The organism is Phenylobacterium sp. (assembly GCF_030679875.1).
Classification (GTDB): domain Bacteria; phylum Pseudomonadota; class Alphaproteobacteria; order Caulobacterales; family Caulobacteraceae; genus Phenylobacterium.
On record NZ_JAUXSP010000012.1, the window covers coordinates 1 to 14,723 of the forward strand.

The 14,723-nt window shown below is 65.3% G+C and carries 12 protein-coding genes and 1 tRNA gene; 5 read left to right on the forward strand and 8 right to left on the reverse strand.

The annotated features are described in order from the left end of the window. Both Q8K84_RS06950 and clpX read right to left on the reverse strand, forming a co-directional pair. Nucleotides 1-1,435 (reverse strand): LON peptidase substrate-binding domain-containing protein (locus Q8K84_RS06950; protein ID WP_305281890.1); only part of this gene is annotated, 1,435 nt, incomplete at its 3' end. Between the two features lie 224 nt (nucleotides 1,436-1,659). Next, entirely contained in the window at nucleotides 1,660-2,922 is a 1,263-nt protein-coding gene (gene clpX, locus Q8K84_RS06955; RefSeq protein ID WP_305281891.1) for an ATP-dependent Clp protease ATP-binding subunit ClpX, read from the reverse strand. A 377-nt stretch (nucleotides 2,923-3,299) separates the two neighbouring features. On the opposite strand from clpX, the gene Q8K84_RS06960 reads away from it, so the two are divergent. Together Q8K84_RS06960 and Q8K84_RS06965 are read left to right on the forward strand one after the other, a co-directional pair. Beyond that, nucleotides 3,300-3,917 carry an HAD-IB family hydrolase gene (locus Q8K84_RS06960; RefSeq protein ID WP_305281892.1) on the forward strand — a complete coding sequence of 206 codons (618 nt, stop codon included), beginning with the start codon at nucleotides 3,300-3,302 and terminating at the stop codon, nucleotides 3,915-3,917. A gap of 118 nt (nucleotides 3,918-4,035) precedes the next feature. Further along, nucleotides 4,036-4,290, forward strand: a complete 255-nt coding sequence (locus Q8K84_RS06965; RefSeq protein ID WP_305281893.1) for a hypothetical protein — start codon at nucleotides 4,036-4,038, stop codon at nucleotides 4,288-4,290. Here the strand turns inward: Q8K84_RS06965 and Q8K84_RS06970 are convergent. From Q8K84_RS06970 to Q8K84_RS06995, 6 genes are all read right to left on the reverse strand, one after another. Continuing rightward, nucleotides 4,287-4,901, reverse strand: a complete 615-nt coding sequence (locus Q8K84_RS06970; protein WP_305281894.1) for an ATP-dependent Clp protease proteolytic subunit — start codon at nucleotides 4,899-4,901, stop codon at nucleotides 4,287-4,289. The two genes, Q8K84_RS06965 and Q8K84_RS06970, sit on opposite strands and share 4 nt — an antisense overlap. Nucleotides 4,902-5,101: 200 nt before the next feature. Continuing rightward, complete coding sequence (tig, locus tag Q8K84_RS06975; RefSeq protein WP_305282063.1) at nucleotides 5,102-6,460, reverse strand: trigger factor; 1,359 nt, start codon at nucleotides 6,458-6,460, stop codon at nucleotides 5,102-5,104. Nucleotides 6,461-6,604: 144 nt separating this feature from the next. Continuing rightward, nucleotides 6,605-6,689, reverse strand: a tRNA-Leu gene (locus Q8K84_RS06980). Between the two features lie 100 nt (nucleotides 6,690-6,789). Then, a complete protein-coding gene (locus Q8K84_RS06985; RefSeq protein WP_305281895.1) occupies nucleotides 6,790-8,235 on the reverse strand; it encodes an NAD(P)H-hydrate dehydratase in 1,446 nt (481 codons plus the stop codon). Between the two features lie 18 nt (nucleotides 8,236-8,253). Next, the gene (locus Q8K84_RS06990; RefSeq protein WP_305281896.1) at nucleotides 8,254-8,823 is read right to left on the reverse strand and encodes a histidine phosphatase family protein; all 570 of its coding nucleotides are present in this window, start codon (nucleotides 8,821-8,823) and stop codon (nucleotides 8,254-8,256) included. Nucleotides 8,824-8,827: 4 nt separating this feature from the next. Continuing rightward, on the reverse strand, nucleotides 8,828-10,363 hold the full coding sequence (locus Q8K84_RS06995; protein WP_305281897.1) for an acetyl-CoA acetyltransferase: 1,536 nt from the start codon (nucleotides 10,361-10,363) through the stop codon (nucleotides 8,828-8,830). 237 nt (nucleotides 10,364-10,600) lie between these two features. On the opposite strand from Q8K84_RS06995, the gene Q8K84_RS07000 reads away from it, so the two are divergent. The 3 genes from Q8K84_RS07000 to parE all read left to right on the forward strand — a co-directional run bounded on the left by Q8K84_RS07000 (nucleotide 10,601) and on the right by parE (nucleotide 14,594). Continuing rightward, nucleotides 10,601-10,939 (forward strand): P-II family nitrogen regulator, encoded by a 339-nt coding sequence (locus Q8K84_RS07000; RefSeq protein WP_293317003.1) that lies wholly within the window; start codon nucleotides 10,601-10,603, stop codon nucleotides 10,937-10,939. 37 nt (nucleotides 10,940-10,976) lie between these two features. Continuing rightward, entirely contained in the window at nucleotides 10,977-12,386 is a 1,410-nt protein-coding gene (glnA, locus tag Q8K84_RS07005) for a type I glutamate--ammonia ligase (RefSeq protein ID WP_305281898.1), read from the forward strand. A gap of 138 nt (nucleotides 12,387-12,524) precedes the next feature. After that, complete coding sequence (gene parE, locus Q8K84_RS07010; protein WP_305281899.1) at nucleotides 12,525-14,594, forward strand: DNA topoisomerase IV subunit B; 2,070 nt, start codon at nucleotides 12,525-12,527, stop codon at nucleotides 14,592-14,594. Nucleotides 14,595-14,723: the final 129 nt, after the last annotated feature.

Consider the following 14,723-nt stretch of genomic DNA (forward strand, 5'->3'; position numbering starts at 1 on the left):
GGGGCTGGGGCATGTTGAGCGAGTTGGCCGTGGTGACGAACATCACAGGCGACAGGTCGTAGTCGACCTCCAGATAGTGGTCGGCGAAGGTCGAGTTCTGCGAGGGATCGAGGACCTCCAACAAGGCTGAGGCTGGGTCGCCGCGATAGTCGGCGCCCATCTTGTCGATCTCGTCCAGCAGGAAGAAGGCGTTGGTGGTCTTGGCCTTCTTCATCGACTGGATGATCTTGCCCGGCATGGAGCCGATATAGGTCCGGCGGTGGCCGCGGATCTCGGCCTCGTCACGCACCCCGCCCAGGGACACGCGCACGAACTCCCGCGCCGTCGCCTTGGCGATCGAGCGGCCAAGAGACGTCTTGCCGACGCCAGGGGGGCCCACCAGACACAGAATCGGGCCCTTGAGCGCGCCAGTGCGAGCTTGAACGGCCAGATACTCCAGGATCCGCTCCTTCACCTTGTCCAGGCCGTAGTGATCCTCGTCGAGGATCTCCTCCGCCCGGGTCAGGTCGATGGGCTTCTGCTTGCCCTTGCCCCACGGGATCGAGAGCAGCCAGTCGAGATAGTTCCGCACGACCGTGGACTCGGCCGACATCGGGCTCATGGAGCGCAGCTTCTTCAGCTCCGCCTCAGCCTTGGTGCGGGCCTCCTTGGAGAGGCGCGTCTTCTTGATGCGCTTTTCCAGCTCGTTGAGTTCGTCGCGGGTGTCGTCCTGCTCGCCCAGCTCGCGCTGGATCGCCTTCATCTGCTCGTTCAGGTAGTATTCCCGCTGCGTCTTTTCCATCTGACGCTTGACCCGATTGCGGATCTTCTTCTCCGTCTGCATGACCGAGATCTCGCCCTCCATCAGGGCGTAGACCTTCTCCAGGCGCTTAACGACGTCGAAGATCTCGAGCAGGGCCTGCTTCTCACTGATCTTCACCGACAGGTGAGAGGCCACGCGATCAGCCAGCTCGCCGGGATTATCGATCTGCGGCATGGCCGCCAGGGCCTCGGGCGGAACCTTCTTGTTGAGCTTCACATAGGATTCAAACTGCTCAACCACGGCGCGGCTCAGGGCCTCGGCCTCGGGGGACGCCTGGGCATCCTCGGGCAGGTCCGCGATTTCGGCCTCATAGTAGTCGGCCTGATCGGTGTAGCGCGCGACGGCCGCACGGGTCTTGCCCTCGACCAGCACCTTGACCGTGCCGTCCGGCAGCTTGAGCAGTTGCAGAATGGTGGCGACCACGCCGATTTCATAGATGGCGATGGGCGACGGATCGTCGTCGTCCTTGTCCTTCTGGGTCAACAGAAGGATGTCCTTGCCATCGTCGCGCATGGCCTCTTCGAGCGCCCGCACGGATTTTTCCCGTCCGACGAAGAGCGGCACGGGCTGATGCGGAAACACGACGATGTCCCGCAACGGAAGGACAGGAAGGGTCTTCTTGGTCTCAGACATATGCTTTCACTCCCGGTCGGCCCCCTCGAAATAAAAGCAGGGCTCGACCCTCGGGCCGCGGTTACTTCAGACGATGCGCCTGAGTCGGGCGGTCCGTCCGCCGACGTGGCGGTCTCTTCAGTCTATTTATGTGGACGCTTCGGACGCTGGTTCAAGCGGCGCCGGGCCGGGCCGTGACAACTTGTCTTCGGCGCCGCAACAGAAATGCGTGATCAGGGGGGGCCTCAGGCCGCCCCGCCCTTGTCCCGACGCTCCGCATAGATGATCAGCGGCTGAGCGCGCCCCTCGACCACCTCGGCGTTGACCACGACTTCTTCGACGCCGTCATAGGTCGGGAGCTCGTACATGGTGTCGAGCAGGATCCCCTCAAGGATCGAGCGAAGACCCCGAGCGCCGGTCTTCCGAGCGATCGCCTTCCGGGCGATGGCGTTCAGGGCGTCGTCGGTGAATGTCAGGCCGACATTCTCCATTTCGAACAGGCGCTGGTACTGCTTGACGAAAGCGTTCTTGGGCTCCGTCAGGATCTTGACCAGGGCGTCCTCATCCAGATCGTCCAGGGTGGCGATCACCGGCAGTCGGCCGATGAATTCAGGGATCAGGCCGAAGCGCAGCAGGTCATCAGGCTCCACCCGACGGAAGACTTCGCCGGTGCGCCGATCGTCGGGGTCCGAGACCTTGGCGCCGAAGCCGATCGAGGTCCCCTGCCCGCGGGCCGAGATGATCTTGTCGAGGCCCGCAAAGGCTCCGCCGCAGATGAACAGGATGTTGGTGGTGTCGACCTGCAGGAACTCTTGCTGTGGGTGCTTGCGGCCGCCCTGGGGCGGAACCGAGGCCACCGTGCCTTCCATGATCTTCAGCAGGGCCTGCTGAACGCCCTCGCCGGACACGTCACGGGTGATGGAGGGATTGTCCGACTTGCGGCTGATCTTATCGACCTCGTCGATATAGACGATGCCGCGCTGGGCCCGCTCGACATTGTAGTCGGCCGACTGCAGCAGCTTGAGAATGATGTTTTCGACGTCCTCACCGACATAGCCGGCTTCGGTCAGGGTCGTGGCGTCGGCCACGGTGAAGGGCACGTCGATGATTCGGGCCAGCGTCTGGGCCAGCAGGGTCTTACCCGTGCCGGTCGGCCCGATGAGCATGATGTTCGCCTTGCCCAGCTCCACGTCGTTGTTTTTCGTGGCGTGGTTCAGGCGCTTGTAGTGATTGTGGACCGCCACCGAGAGGACCTTCTTGGCGTGGTCCTGGCCGATCACGTAATCGTCGAGGACTTCGCGGATCTCCCGAGGCGTCGGGACGCCATCCTTCGACTTCACGAAGGAGATCTTGTGCTCCTCGCGAATGATATCCATGCAGAGCTCGACGCATTCATCGCAGATGAACACCGTGGGGCCCGCGATGAGCTTGCGGACTTCATGCTGGCTCTTTCCGCAGAAGGAGCAATACAGCGTGCTCTTTGAGTCCCCGCTCGCGGCCTTGGTCATGTTCAGTCTCACTCTCTCGACGACGACGGTCGAAACCGTACCCGTGGCGCGGGCGGCGTTTTCCTGCCGTCCTTGCAGGATACGCGCCGGGGGTTGTCCAATCCTTGACATTCCCCGATCCGCGCCAGGATCACAAGCCTTGCTGGACCTGCCGCGTCAGACGACCCGCCCGGCCAGATGGCGCGAAATTTCGAATCTCTAGATGGGATTGTATCGGATTGGCGCAAGTCACCCCACGACTCCCTTACAGGAAAAGGGGAATGGCCCCAGCTCAGCCGAGGACGTCGCGGCCCAGTTCTGGCAGGGACCGCCCGGACAGTTGCAGTCCAGGGACCAGACTGCGTTATTTCGGCGCAAGCCGCGTATTTGGGGGAATCATGGACGATCCGGCTGACGACACGGGCGTCGTGGCCTTCGACTTCGATGGCACGATCACCACGAAGGACAGCTTTACCGCCTTCCTCCGCTGGCGGGCCGGCGCGGCGCGCTATGCCCGCGGCATGCGTCGCCTTGCGCCGTCCGGCGGCGCCTATCTGTTTCATCGCAACCGAGGCCGCATCAAGGCCGCGGCCGTGCGTGAGTTCCTGCTAGGGGTTCCCCGCGCGGAGCTTGAGGCCGAGGCCAGAGCCTTCGCCGAGGCCTATGCGCCCCGCCTCCTTCGCCCCGACGCCCTGCACACCTGGCGACGCTGGCGCGGCCGGCGGGCCACCATGGTGATCGTCACCGCCTCGCCGGACATCATCGTTCAGCCCTTCGCTCGCGGGCTTGGCGCAGATCATCTGATCGCCACCCGGCTCGCCTTCGACTCCGAAGATCGGGTGGCCGGCATGTTCGACGGGCGCAATTGCCGGGGCCCCGAAAAAGTCGCCCGGCTTCAGGCGGTGTTTGGGCCGGACCTGCGCCTGCGGGCGGCCTATGGGGACACCAGCGGCGACCGTGAGATGCTGAAGATCGCCGAGGAGTCCGGCTACAGGGTGTTCAAGGAAAGCCCCTGACGCTTGGTCGCGCGCCAAAACAGGGTCGCGCGCCAACAGCTGAATCGGGAAAGATGGTGCGGACCATGCGAGACCAATGGCCTGGGAGGGCCGCGCTGATCGCTGAGGACCACGCCCCATGCGACACGCCCGCGCCGAAGCCCTCGATCAGCTAGAGCTGCTGCTCGCCGAGATACGCGCCCTGCCCGGGCTCAAGGAGACGAGGCGCGGTATTTTCTACCGCCGGGGTCGGGCCTTCCTGCACTTCCATGAAGACCCCACCGGTCTGTATGCCGACTTGAGGGGCAAGGGCGCGGTGCAGTTCGACCGATTTGACGTCACCGCGGAGGCGGGACGCGCGGCGCTGCTCAGCGCCGCGCGAGACCGTCTCTAGTCTTCCGAGCGACGCTCATAGACGTGGTCGACAATACCCCAGGCCTTGGCTTCCTCGGCGGTCATGAAGTGGTCGCGATCTAGGGTCTGCTCCACCACCTCGATGGGCTGGCCGGTGTGCTTGGCGTACAGCTCGTTCAGCCGGCCCTTGGTCTTGATGATGTCTTCGGCGTGGCGCTGGATATCCGAGGCCTTGCCGGTGTAGCCGCCGGACGGCTGGTGGACCATGATCCGGGCGTTGGGCAGCGAAATCCGCTGATCCTTCTCGCCGGCCATCAGCAAAAACGAGCCCATGGACGCCGCCATGCCCATGCAGACCGTGGAGATCGGGCTCTTCACGTATTGCATGGTGTCATAGATCGCCAGGCCGGACGTCACGATGCCGCCGGGCGAGTTGATGTACATCGAGATCTCTTTCTTGGGGTTTTCGGACTCCAGATAGAGAAGCTGGGCGCAGATCAGGGCGGCCATGCCGTCCTCGACCGGGCCGTTGAGGAAAATGATTCGTTCCTTCAGCAGCCGGGAGAAAATGTCGAAGGCGCGTTCGCCGCGGCTGGTCTGTTCGACCACCATGGGCACGAGGTTGAGCGCGGTGGTCACATGGTCACGCATAAGCTTAAGAGCCCTTCTCGATTGGCGAACGTCAGATCGCCGCCGTCCCTTCCGATATCGCGTCTGCGTCGGCCGGATGCAAGGCGACCCTCCGACGTCGGCCCTTTCGGAAGCCCTAAAATGCATGATCCCGGCGCCGCCTGCAGGCCACGCCGGGATCCGCAATCACATTGTCGCGCCGCTTGGGCGCAACGCAAGGCTTACTCGCCGTAGCCTTCCGGCAGATCGTCCTCAGCCATCAGCTCGTCCTTGCTGACGTCCTTGTCTTCGACCTTGGCCTTGCCGACGATCAGGTCGACGACCTTGTCCTCGAAGATCGGCGCGCGCAGCTGGGCCTGGGCGTTGGGGTTCTGGCGGAACATGTCGAACACCTGCTGCGCCTGGGGACCGTAACGCATGGCCTCCTGACGCATGGCTTCCATCAGCTCCTGCTCAGTGACCTGCACATTGTTGACACGGCCGATCTCGGCCAGGACCAGGCCCAGGCGCACCCGGCGCTCGGCGATCTTGCGGTACTCACTCTTGAGCTGCTCGTCGGTCTTCTCAGCGTCTTCCGGCGGCAGGGTTTCACCGGCCTTGTCCTGCTGCACCTGAGTCCAGATCGCGGCGAACTCGGCCTCGACCATCTTGGGCGGCAAGGGGAAGTCGTGCTTGGTGTCCAGGGCGTCCAGCAGGGCCCGCTTCAGCTTGAAGCGCGAGGCGCTGACATACTGCTGCTCGATATTGTCCCGCAGCAGGGTCTTGAGCTTGTCCAGGCTCTCGATGCCCAGCTTCTCAGCGAAGGCGTCGTCGGCGACGGTGTCCACAGGCGCCGACACCGCGGTCACCTTGACCTCGAATTCGGCCTCTTTGCCGGCCAGATGCGCGGCCTGATAATCCTCGGGGAAGGTCACCTTGACCACCACGTCGGTGTCGGGCTTCGCGCCGACCAGCTGCTCTTCAAAGCCGGGAATGAAGCTGCCGGAACCGAGCACCAGCTGGGCGCCTTCAGCCGACCCGCCCTCGAAGGCCTCGCCATCGATCTTGCCGACGAAATCGATGGTCAGCTGGTCGCCGTCCTTCGCCTTCACGGTCTTGCCGGTGCGCGGCTCGAAGCTGCGATTCTGCTTGGCCAGTTCGGCCAGGGCCTCATCGACCTCGTCGTCGCCGGGCTTGTAGACCGGACGCACCAGCTCAAGCGTGGCGGGATCGACGGGCTCGAACTCCGGCATGATCTCAAGAGCGATCTCGAAGGACAGGTCGGCCTTGCCGTCCACCACATCCTGCAGGTCGCCATCGGGCTTCAGGTCGGGCTCCCCGGCGGGGCGCAACTTGTTCTCTTCGAGCACCTTCTGGGTGGACTCGGTGATGGCCTGCTCAACCAGCTCGGCCATCAGGGCCTTGCCGTGCACCCGGCGCACGTGGGCCGGCGGCACCTTGCCCGGGCGGAAGCCCTTGATGTTGAGCTGGGGCGTGATCTCGGTGATGCGCGCATCCAGGCGTTCGGCCAGGTCGGCGGCCGGAACAGTGACGCCGTAAACGCGGCTCAGGCCTTCACCGGACTTTTCAACGATCTGCATCGACATTCTTGCTTCCGGACTCCGGGGCGCTGTCACGCGCTCTTGACGGTCCGCCTAATGGTGAAACGGAAAGCGCCGCCTACGTCGAGGCGGCGGGAGGGCGCCCTTATGTCACGGGCGCCTCCCCTGTCCAAGAGCAAAGGTTGGTGCGGGCGAGAGGACTCGAACCTCCACGCCTTGCGGCGCTGGAACCTAAATCCAGTGCGTCTACCAGTTCCGCCACGCCCGCGTTCCGGCGCCTGCCATCGGCGGTTTGCCCCCTCGCGTCAAGATGAATGGCCGTAAGGACCTGGCGGCGGCCCGCCCAGCCCGCCTGGGGCGAAGAGAGGCTATCGGGCGACGTAAAGGGTCTCAAGCACAGTCGGGGTCAGCCCGGGCAGGTCCTCGGCGATCAGGCCAGGACCATGAGCGTGCGCGGCCTCTGCATGGATCCAGGCGGCGGCGCAGGCGGCTTCAAAGCTGTCCATACCCTGGGCGACCAGTCCGCCGATAAAGCCTGCCAGCACATCGCCGCTCCCGGCGGTGGCGAGCCAGGGCGAGCCGTTCAGCGCTACGGCGGCGCGACCATCCGGGGCGGCGACGACGGTGTCGGGCCCCTTCAGCAGGACCACGGCGTCGGCTAGCTGGGCGGCGCGGCGGGTCGCGCTGATTCTCTCCGGCGCCGCATCGATCACCCCGGGAAACAGGCGCTCGAACTCGCCGGGATGAGGGGTCAGCACATCGTCGCGGTCGAGGACGGAGAACAGCTCCTCGGGGTCCTGCTGAAAGACGGTGATGGCGTCGGCGTCGAGCACGAGGGCCGCGCCGGTGCGGGCCAGGGCCAGGACGTTCATCAAGGTCGTCTCATTGACCCCGGCCGCGGGGCCGATGACGGCGGCGTCCACCTCTGTGGCCAGAACCTCCAGCTCCGCCTCGGTGTCGAAGGGGCGCAGCATGATGGCTTCGAGGTGGGCGGCGTTTACCGCCAGGGCGTCCATCGGCGACAGGACCGTCACGACCCCTGCCCCGATCCGCAGACCGGCCCGCGCGGCGAGCCTGGCCGCTCCCGTGTTCCACGCTGAGCCGCTGACCACCACCAGCCGGCCCCGCGCATGCTTGTGCGAGGCGGCTGTGGGCCAGGGAAAGCGCTGCGCCCAGAGCTCCGGGCCGTTCTCAAACAGGCTGGCCTCTGTGCCCGAAAGCCCGATATCGGCCACGATCACCTCACCGCATCGTCCCCGACCAGGCTCCAGCACATGGGCCGGCTTGCGGGCATGAAAGGTCACCGTCAGAGCCGCACGACCACAGACGCCTTGCGGCTGGCCCGTGTCGCCGGGAAGACCGCTCGGAACGTCCACCGCCACCACCCGCTCCGGGGTGGCGTTAAGGTGCTGGACGACCCGGGCGACGTCCCCCGTGAGTGGTCCCGACAGGCCCGCGCCGAACAGGGCGTCGATATAGAGCTCGGCCTCCACCTCCCCTGCGAGGTCCAGGGTCGCGCCGCGCCACTGGGCGGCCATGATCCTGGCGCTCTCCGAACGAGGCGCTGCGCAAGCCGCCACCCGCACAGGCCAGCCCTGTTCGGCCAATAGCCGTGCGATCACATAGCCATCGCCGCCATTGTCGCCAGGCCCACAGAGCACGAGGGTCTCGCAGGGCGCGAACCGACACACCACCGCCCCGGCTACAGCCGCCCCGGCCCGCGCCATCAGGTCCAGGGGCGAGGTTCCGGCGGCGACCGCCGCACGATCGGCCGCCGCCATCTCGGCCACGGTCAAAATCTGTTTGGCCGCCACGGGACCTCCGGCAATCGACTAGAGTACGCCGGTGGAGGCTTCGCGCCCCTTCTCAACCAAGGTCAAGGATTTACCGTCGGTTTCCAAGACTGTGATCGAGGTGTGATCTGGACGGAAGCTGACGACCCGGTCTTCTCCGGTCAGGAGCGAAACCACGGCGTTGATGGCCACGAAGTGGCTGAACACCGCGGTGTCGCCCCGGTGATGCAGGGCCTCAGCCACCTGCCGGCGCCAGGCGTCATAGTCCAGATCACCCTTGATCTCGCGCCAGTCGCCTTGGAAAGCCTGTTGAAGCCACGCCCCGCGCGCGTCCGCCGCCAGGCTGGATGGGGTGGGGATTTCCCCGACCCCAGGGTCGATCTCCACCTGGACTCCCAGCGCCTGCGCAGTTGGGTCTGCGGTCTCCCGACACCGGGCCAGGGGCGAGGACACCACCCGGCGCGGACGTTGGTCTTCCGGCAGGTTCAGCAGGAAGTCCCGCGCAGCGGCCGCCTGGTCCTGCCCGGTCGAGTCCAGGCCGGGATCGTCGTCGTGCCCCCCCCAGGTGGCGGCGGGTTTTCCGTGTCGGATCAGATAGAGGCGGGGCATGACTTCAGTCCGGGACAAAGAGATTGCGTTGGCCCTCAGGGGCTGGCCCCACCGTACCGGGCCGGCCCACGGATTCCACCGCTTCTAGACTTTTCAACACGGCGGCATCGGATGGCGTATGGGCGACGAACCGACGGTCAGCTTCGTCACGACCCACGACAATCCCCATCATGTACCCCTCCCGGCCATGGACCACCGTGTAGGTCTCGATCACTGCACGACCCTGCGGAGTCTCTGTGACAACCGGATGCGGCAGGGCGTCGATCTGTCTTTGGATGATCGATGGGTCCTGGCGCTCGAACGGCCCCTTGGGCGGGCGGCAGGAATAGACGCCGGTGGACTGCTTGGTCAGGAACCAGCCATTCGCGGTGATCAGCCCATAGTCGTGCCGGGCGGCGCGCAGGCGCTGCATCATCACGGCGATGGAGTGCATGGCGTAGTTGTTCCCAGGCCCGCCGGCATAGGGCAGCCCGCCGGTCACGGTCAGACCGCGGGGATCATCCAGGGCGAGGCCCAGTTCCTCGGCGCCAATCTCCACGGCGATGGGGAAGCAGGAATAGAGATCGATGATCCCGATGGCGTCGAGGCCGACGCCGGCCATCTCCAGGGCGCGCGCGCCGGTCAGGCGCATGGCGGGACTGGAATGAAAATTCTGCCGCTCCAGCGGATACCAGAGGTCGGCGGCGTCGGCGCAGCCATGCAGATAGACCAGCCTGTCCTCCGGCACGCCCAGTTCACGGGCCTTGGCGAGGCTGGCGACCAGAACGCCGGCCGACTGGTCTACATCCATGATGGCGTTGAGATACTTGGTGTAGGGGAAGCCGACCATCCGGTTGCGCTCGGTGACGGTGACCAGTTCCTCTGGCGTGCGCGCAATGGGGAACCAGGCGTCAGGGTTGCGGGCCGCAACCTCCGTGAACGGGGCGAACAGGGCGCCAAGGCGCGCCTGATGCTCAGGGATGCTGCGCCCGTCCCGGGCCCGCAGGGCGTTCTCGAAGAGGGGATAGGTGTTGATCGGGCGACCAAGGCCATGGCGCGCCTCATAGGGGGTCGCCCCGGGCCGCGGATCGCCGATCCGCTCCGGCGGCGCCTGGTCCAGGTCTTCACCCCAGTCGTCGAAGCCAATCGCCTTGGTCAGACGCTTGGTGGCCGACCCCAGGAACTCACAGCCCACCACGAGCCCCAGGCTGGTCTCTCCGCGGGAGACGCGCTCGCACAGCAGGTTGATCAGCTGCTGGGGACTATTGCCGCCCATGTGAGAATAGACCGACCAGTCAGGCGATGCGCCGAGGGCGCGCGACAGGCTCGCTGGCGGATTGGCGCTGTGCGGCGTCGGTCGGCCACCCCCAGGGGCATCGACGGTGAACCCCACCACAGCCAAGCTATCTAGGGTCCGAAGGGCCGCCTCGGACAGGCCGGCGTCTTTGGCCGCGGCGAGCGCCGCAATCTTCAGCAGTTGGGTCGGCGCCGGGGAAACTTGCGGTTCGCCCCGGTAAGTGAATTGTCCCGCCCCGATCAGAACTGGGGTTCTATCGTCCATTGCTACGCCTCCGCACCCAACTGCGCCGGGCGATCCTAGGGGGCTATTGGCGGCTCACAAGGCCATTTCCGCGTCGCACAACTTATAGGCGCCCGGCGCCTATTTCATGCGCACGGGGCGATTTCGAGCGCTCCCCCCGATCTTCCGGCCGGGGGGCCTCTTGTCGCCCGGCGGCCGGGCATGCTCCGTCGCCTCAACCCCCCGCGCAGGGCGGCGCGATTAGTCCGAAGAGGCCCCATGAAGAAGATCGAAGCCGTCATCAAACCCTTCAAGCTCGACGAGGTGAAGGAAGCCCTGCAGGAATTGGGCGTCCAGGGCATGACTGTGCTTGAGGCCAAGGGCTACGGACGGCAGAAGGGGCAGACGGAGCTGTACCGCGGCGCGGAGTATGTCGTGGATTTCCTGCCCAAGATTAAGATCGAGGTGGTGGTCGCCGACGACCAGCTCGACAGCGCTCTGGAAGCGATCACCACCGCGGCGCGTACGGGCCGCATCGGAGACGGAAAGATCTTTGTCTCCGAAATCATCGAGGTTCTGCGCATTCGCACCGGGGAAACCGGCGCGCTTGCGGTTTGACGTTCTGACCTATCACGCGAGTTAGGGGATAACCGCCATGACCACCGCCAAAGACATTCTGGATATGATCGCTGAGAAGGACGTCAAATATGTCGACGTCCGGTTCACCGACATCCGCGGCAAGATGCAGCACGTCACCTTCGACATCGATCTGGTCGATGACGACTTCCTGACCGACGGCACCATGTTCGACGGCTCGTCGATCGTCGGCTGGAAGGCCATCAACGAGTCCGACATGAAGCTGCGGCCGGACCTCAACTCGGCCTATATCGACCCCTTCTATCAGCAGACCACCCTGTGCCTGTTCTGCGATGTGCTGAACCCCGACACCAACACCCCCTACAACCGCGATCCGCGCTCCATCGCCAAGGCTGCCCTGAACCACGTCAAGTCGGTCGGCGTCGGCGACACCGTCTACTTTGGCCCTGAGGCCGAGTTCTTCCTGTTCGACGACGTGCGCTGGTCCACCGCGGGCCACAACACCGGCTACGCCTTCGACTCCACCGAACTGCCGGTGAACTCGTCCAAGGAATATGCCGAAGGCAATATGGGCCATCGGCCCGGCCCCAAGGGCGGCTACTTCCCGGTCAACCCGGTCGACTCCGCCCAGGATCTCCGGGGCGAAATGCTGGCCGTCATGGGCGAGCTGGGTATGAAGCCTGAAAAGCACCACCACGAAGTGGCGCCGGCGCAGCATGAACTCGGCCTGAAATTCGACGACCTGCTGACCATGGCCGACCGGATGCAGCTCTATAAGTACGTCATCCACAATGTGGCCGCCGCCTACGGCAAGACCGCCACCTTCATGGCCAAGCCGATGTTCGGCGACAACGGCTCGGGCATGCACGTCCACCAGTCGATCTGGAAGGACGGCCAGCCCATGTTCGCCGGCGACAAGTATGCCGGCCTGTCCCAGGACTGCCTCTGGTACATCGGCGGCATCATCAAGCACGCCAAGGCCATCAACGCCTTCGCCAACTCCACCACCAACAGCTACAAGCGCCTGGTGCCTGGCTATGAAGCCCCGGTGAAGCTGGCCTATTCGTCGCGCAACCGCTCGGCCTCGATCCGCATCCCGCATGTGGATTCCCCGAAGGCCAAGCGGATCGAAGCTCGCTTCCCTGATCCGATGGGCAACCCCTACCTGACCTTCGTGGCCCTGCTGATGGCCGGCCTCGACGGGATCGAGAACAAGATCGATCCGGGCCCGGCCATGGACAAGAACCTGTATGACCTGCCCCCCCGCGAGCAGAAGAAGGTTCCGGAAGTCTGCGGCTCCCTGCGTGAAGCGCTTGAGAACCTCGACAAGGACCGCGCCTTCCTCAAGAAGGGCGGCGTCATGGATGACGACTTCATCGACGCCTACATCGAACTGAAGATGGAAGAAGTGATGCGCCTGCAACTGCATCCGCACCCGGTCGAGTTCGAAATGTACTACAAGTGCTAAGCTTCAGGTTCTGACCTGACCTGGGAAGGGGCCGCAGCCGACGCTGCGGCCCTTTTTCCATTCCCTGGCCTGCGCATTGATTTGTCTTCCAGCCCGATTCATACCGGGTCCTCCCGAATCGCCCCAGCTTCCGAGCCAATGTCCAAGGCCCCTCCCCAAGCCTCCCTCTTTGATGACGCTCTGAACCCGGCTCCGGCTTCGCCCCTGGCGCAGAGTCATGAGCCGAGGCCAAGTCCGCCCCCGCCCCCCGGCCAGACTGCTGAGAGCTCGCCCGCCGGCGGCTATTCGGCCAAGGACATCGAGGTCCTCGAAGGGCTGGAACCGGTGCGGAAGCGGCCGGGGATGTACATTGGCGGCACCGACGAGCGGGCTCTGCACCACCTGTTCGCCGAGGTGCTGGACAACGCCATGGACGAGGCCGTGGCCGGCCACGCCAAATTTATCGAGGTGTACCTCGACGCCGACGGCTATCTCAGCGTCAAGGATGACGGCCGCGGCATCCCGGTCGACCCCCACCCCAAGCACCCGGGCAAGTCGGCCCTGGAAGTCATCATGACCGTGCTGCACTCGGGGGGGAAATTCTCCGGCAAGGCCTATGAGACCTCCGGCGGCCTGCACGGCGTCGGCGTCTCAGTGGTCAACGCCCTCTCTGAACGAGTCGAGGTGACGGCCTGGAAGGATGGCTTCGAGTGGCGCCAGGCCTTCGCCCGCGGCAAGCCCCTGGGCCCCATCGAAAAGGGCCAGCCCAGCCGCAAGCACGGCACCATGATCCGCTTCCTGCCTGATCCGCAGATCTTCGGCGAGGGCGTGGCCTTCAAGCCGGCCAGGCTCTACCGGATGGCGCGGTCCAAGGCCTATCTGTTTGGCGGCGTGGAGATCCGATGGAAGTGCGACCCCGCGCGCCTGCAGGATCAAACCCCTGCAGAGGCGGTGTTCCGCTTTCCCAACGGCTTGGCCGACTATCTCGCCGAACAGGTGGAGAAGCTCGAGACTGTCACGCCTGAGCCGTTCGCCGGCCGCTTCACGCGGCAGGGCGAGGCCGGGGCTGTGGAATGGGCCATTACCTGGACCGCCGACGGCTTTGGCGAGGCCGACGGCTTCATGCGCTCCTACTGCAACACCGTGCCGACCCCTGAGGGCGGGACCCATGAAGCCGGCCTTCGCGCCGCCCTCACCCGCGGCCTCAAGGCCTATGCGGAGCTGACCAACGAGAAGCGTGGGGCGGTGATCACCGCCGAGGACGTGTTAGCCCAGGCCGGCGCCCTGATCAGCGTCTTCGTCAAGAACCCAGAGTTCCAGGGTCAGACCAAGGAGCGCCTGTCCTCCAGCGACGCTCAGCGCCTGGTGGAAGCCGCCCTGCGCGACCCCTTCGACCACTGGCTGACGGCCCAGCCCAAGGCCGCCAGCACCCTGCTGGCCTTCGTGATCGAGCGCGCCGAGGAGCGGCTGAAGCGCCGCAAGGACCGCGACGTAGCCCGGGCTTCGGCCACGCGGAAGCTTCGGCTGCCGGGCAAGCTGGCCGACTGCGCAATCCAGGCTTCTGACGGCACCGAACTTTTTCTGGTCGAGGGTGATTCGGCCGGCGGCTCGGCCAAACAGGCCCGCGACCGCCGCACCCAGGCCATCCTGCCCCTGCGCGGCAAGATCCTCAATGTGGCCTCCGCCGGCGCCGACAAGCTCGGCGCCAACAAGGAGCTCAGCGACCTGATGCTGGCGCTCGGGGTCCAGCCTGGCGCCAGGTTCAAGGAAGAGGACCTGCGCTATGAGCGCATCGTCATCATGACCGACGCCGATGTAGACGGCGCCCATATCGCCTCGCTGTTGATCACCTTCTTCTACCGCACCATGCCCGGCCTGATCCGGGCCGGACGGCTGTTTCTGGCCCTGCCACCGCTTTACCGGCTGAGCCATGGGGGCAAGACGGTCTATGCCCGCGACGACGCCCATCGTGAGGAATTGCTGGCCACCCAGTTCAAGGGCAAGAAACCCGAGATCGGCCGGTTCAAGGGCCTGGGGGAGATGATGCCCGCCCAGCTCAAGGAGACCACCATGGATCCCGCCAAGCGGATCCTGGCCCGGGTCACCCTGCCCCGCGCCGAGGAGGCGGTGATCGACCTTGTTGAGGCTCTCATGGGCCGCAAGGCTGAACTGCGGTTCCGGTTCATCCAGGAGAACGCCGAATTCGCCACCGAAGATCTCGACGTGTGACCAGGACCACCCCCGGGCGGACAATCGCACCGCTGACCCTGGCCAGGGCGCCTGATGCGTTGACTTGAAAGCGCTTACGCCTATGTTCCGCGGCGCGCCTCGATAACGACGCGCTTGCCGATCCGCGGC

Bases quoted from the DNA above. Each gene is read 5' to 3' on its own strand.
- clpX (WP_305281891.1), bottom strand. From the start codon at position 2,922: ATGACCAAGGCCGCGAGCGGGGACTCAAAGAGCACGCTGTATTGCTCC.
- Q8K84_RS06960 (WP_305281892.1), top strand. From the start codon at position 3,300: ATGGACGATCCGGCTGACGACACGGGCGTCGTGGCCTTCGACTTCGAT.
- Q8K84_RS06965 (WP_305281893.1), top strand. From the start codon at position 4,036: ATGCGACACGCCCGCGCCGAAGCCCTCGATCAGCTAGAGCTGCTGCTC.
- Q8K84_RS06970 (WP_305281894.1), bottom strand. From the start codon at position 4,901: ATGCGTGACCATGTGACCACCGCGCTCAACCTCGTGCCCATGGTGGTC.
- tig (WP_305282063.1), bottom strand. From the start codon at position 6,460: ATGCAGATCGTTGAAAAGTCCGGTGAAGGCCTGAGCCGCGTTTACGGC.
- Q8K84_RS06990 (WP_305281896.1), bottom strand. From the start codon at position 8,823: ATGCCCCGCCTCTATCTGATCCGACACGGAAAACCCGCCGCCACCTGG.
- Q8K84_RS06995 (WP_305281897.1), bottom strand. From the start codon at position 10,363: ATGGACGATAGAACCCCAGTTCTGATCGGGGCGGGACAATTCACTTAC.
- Q8K84_RS07000 (WP_293317003.1), top strand. From the start codon at position 10,601: ATGAAGAAGATCGAAGCCGTCATCAAACCCTTCAAGCTCGACGAGGTG.
- glnA (WP_305281898.1), top strand. From the start codon at position 10,977: ATGACCACCGCCAAAGACATTCTGGATATGATCGCTGAGAAGGACGTC.
- parE (WP_305281899.1), top strand. From the start codon at position 12,525: ATGTCCAAGGCCCCTCCCCAAGCCTCCCTCTTTGATGACGCTCTGAAC.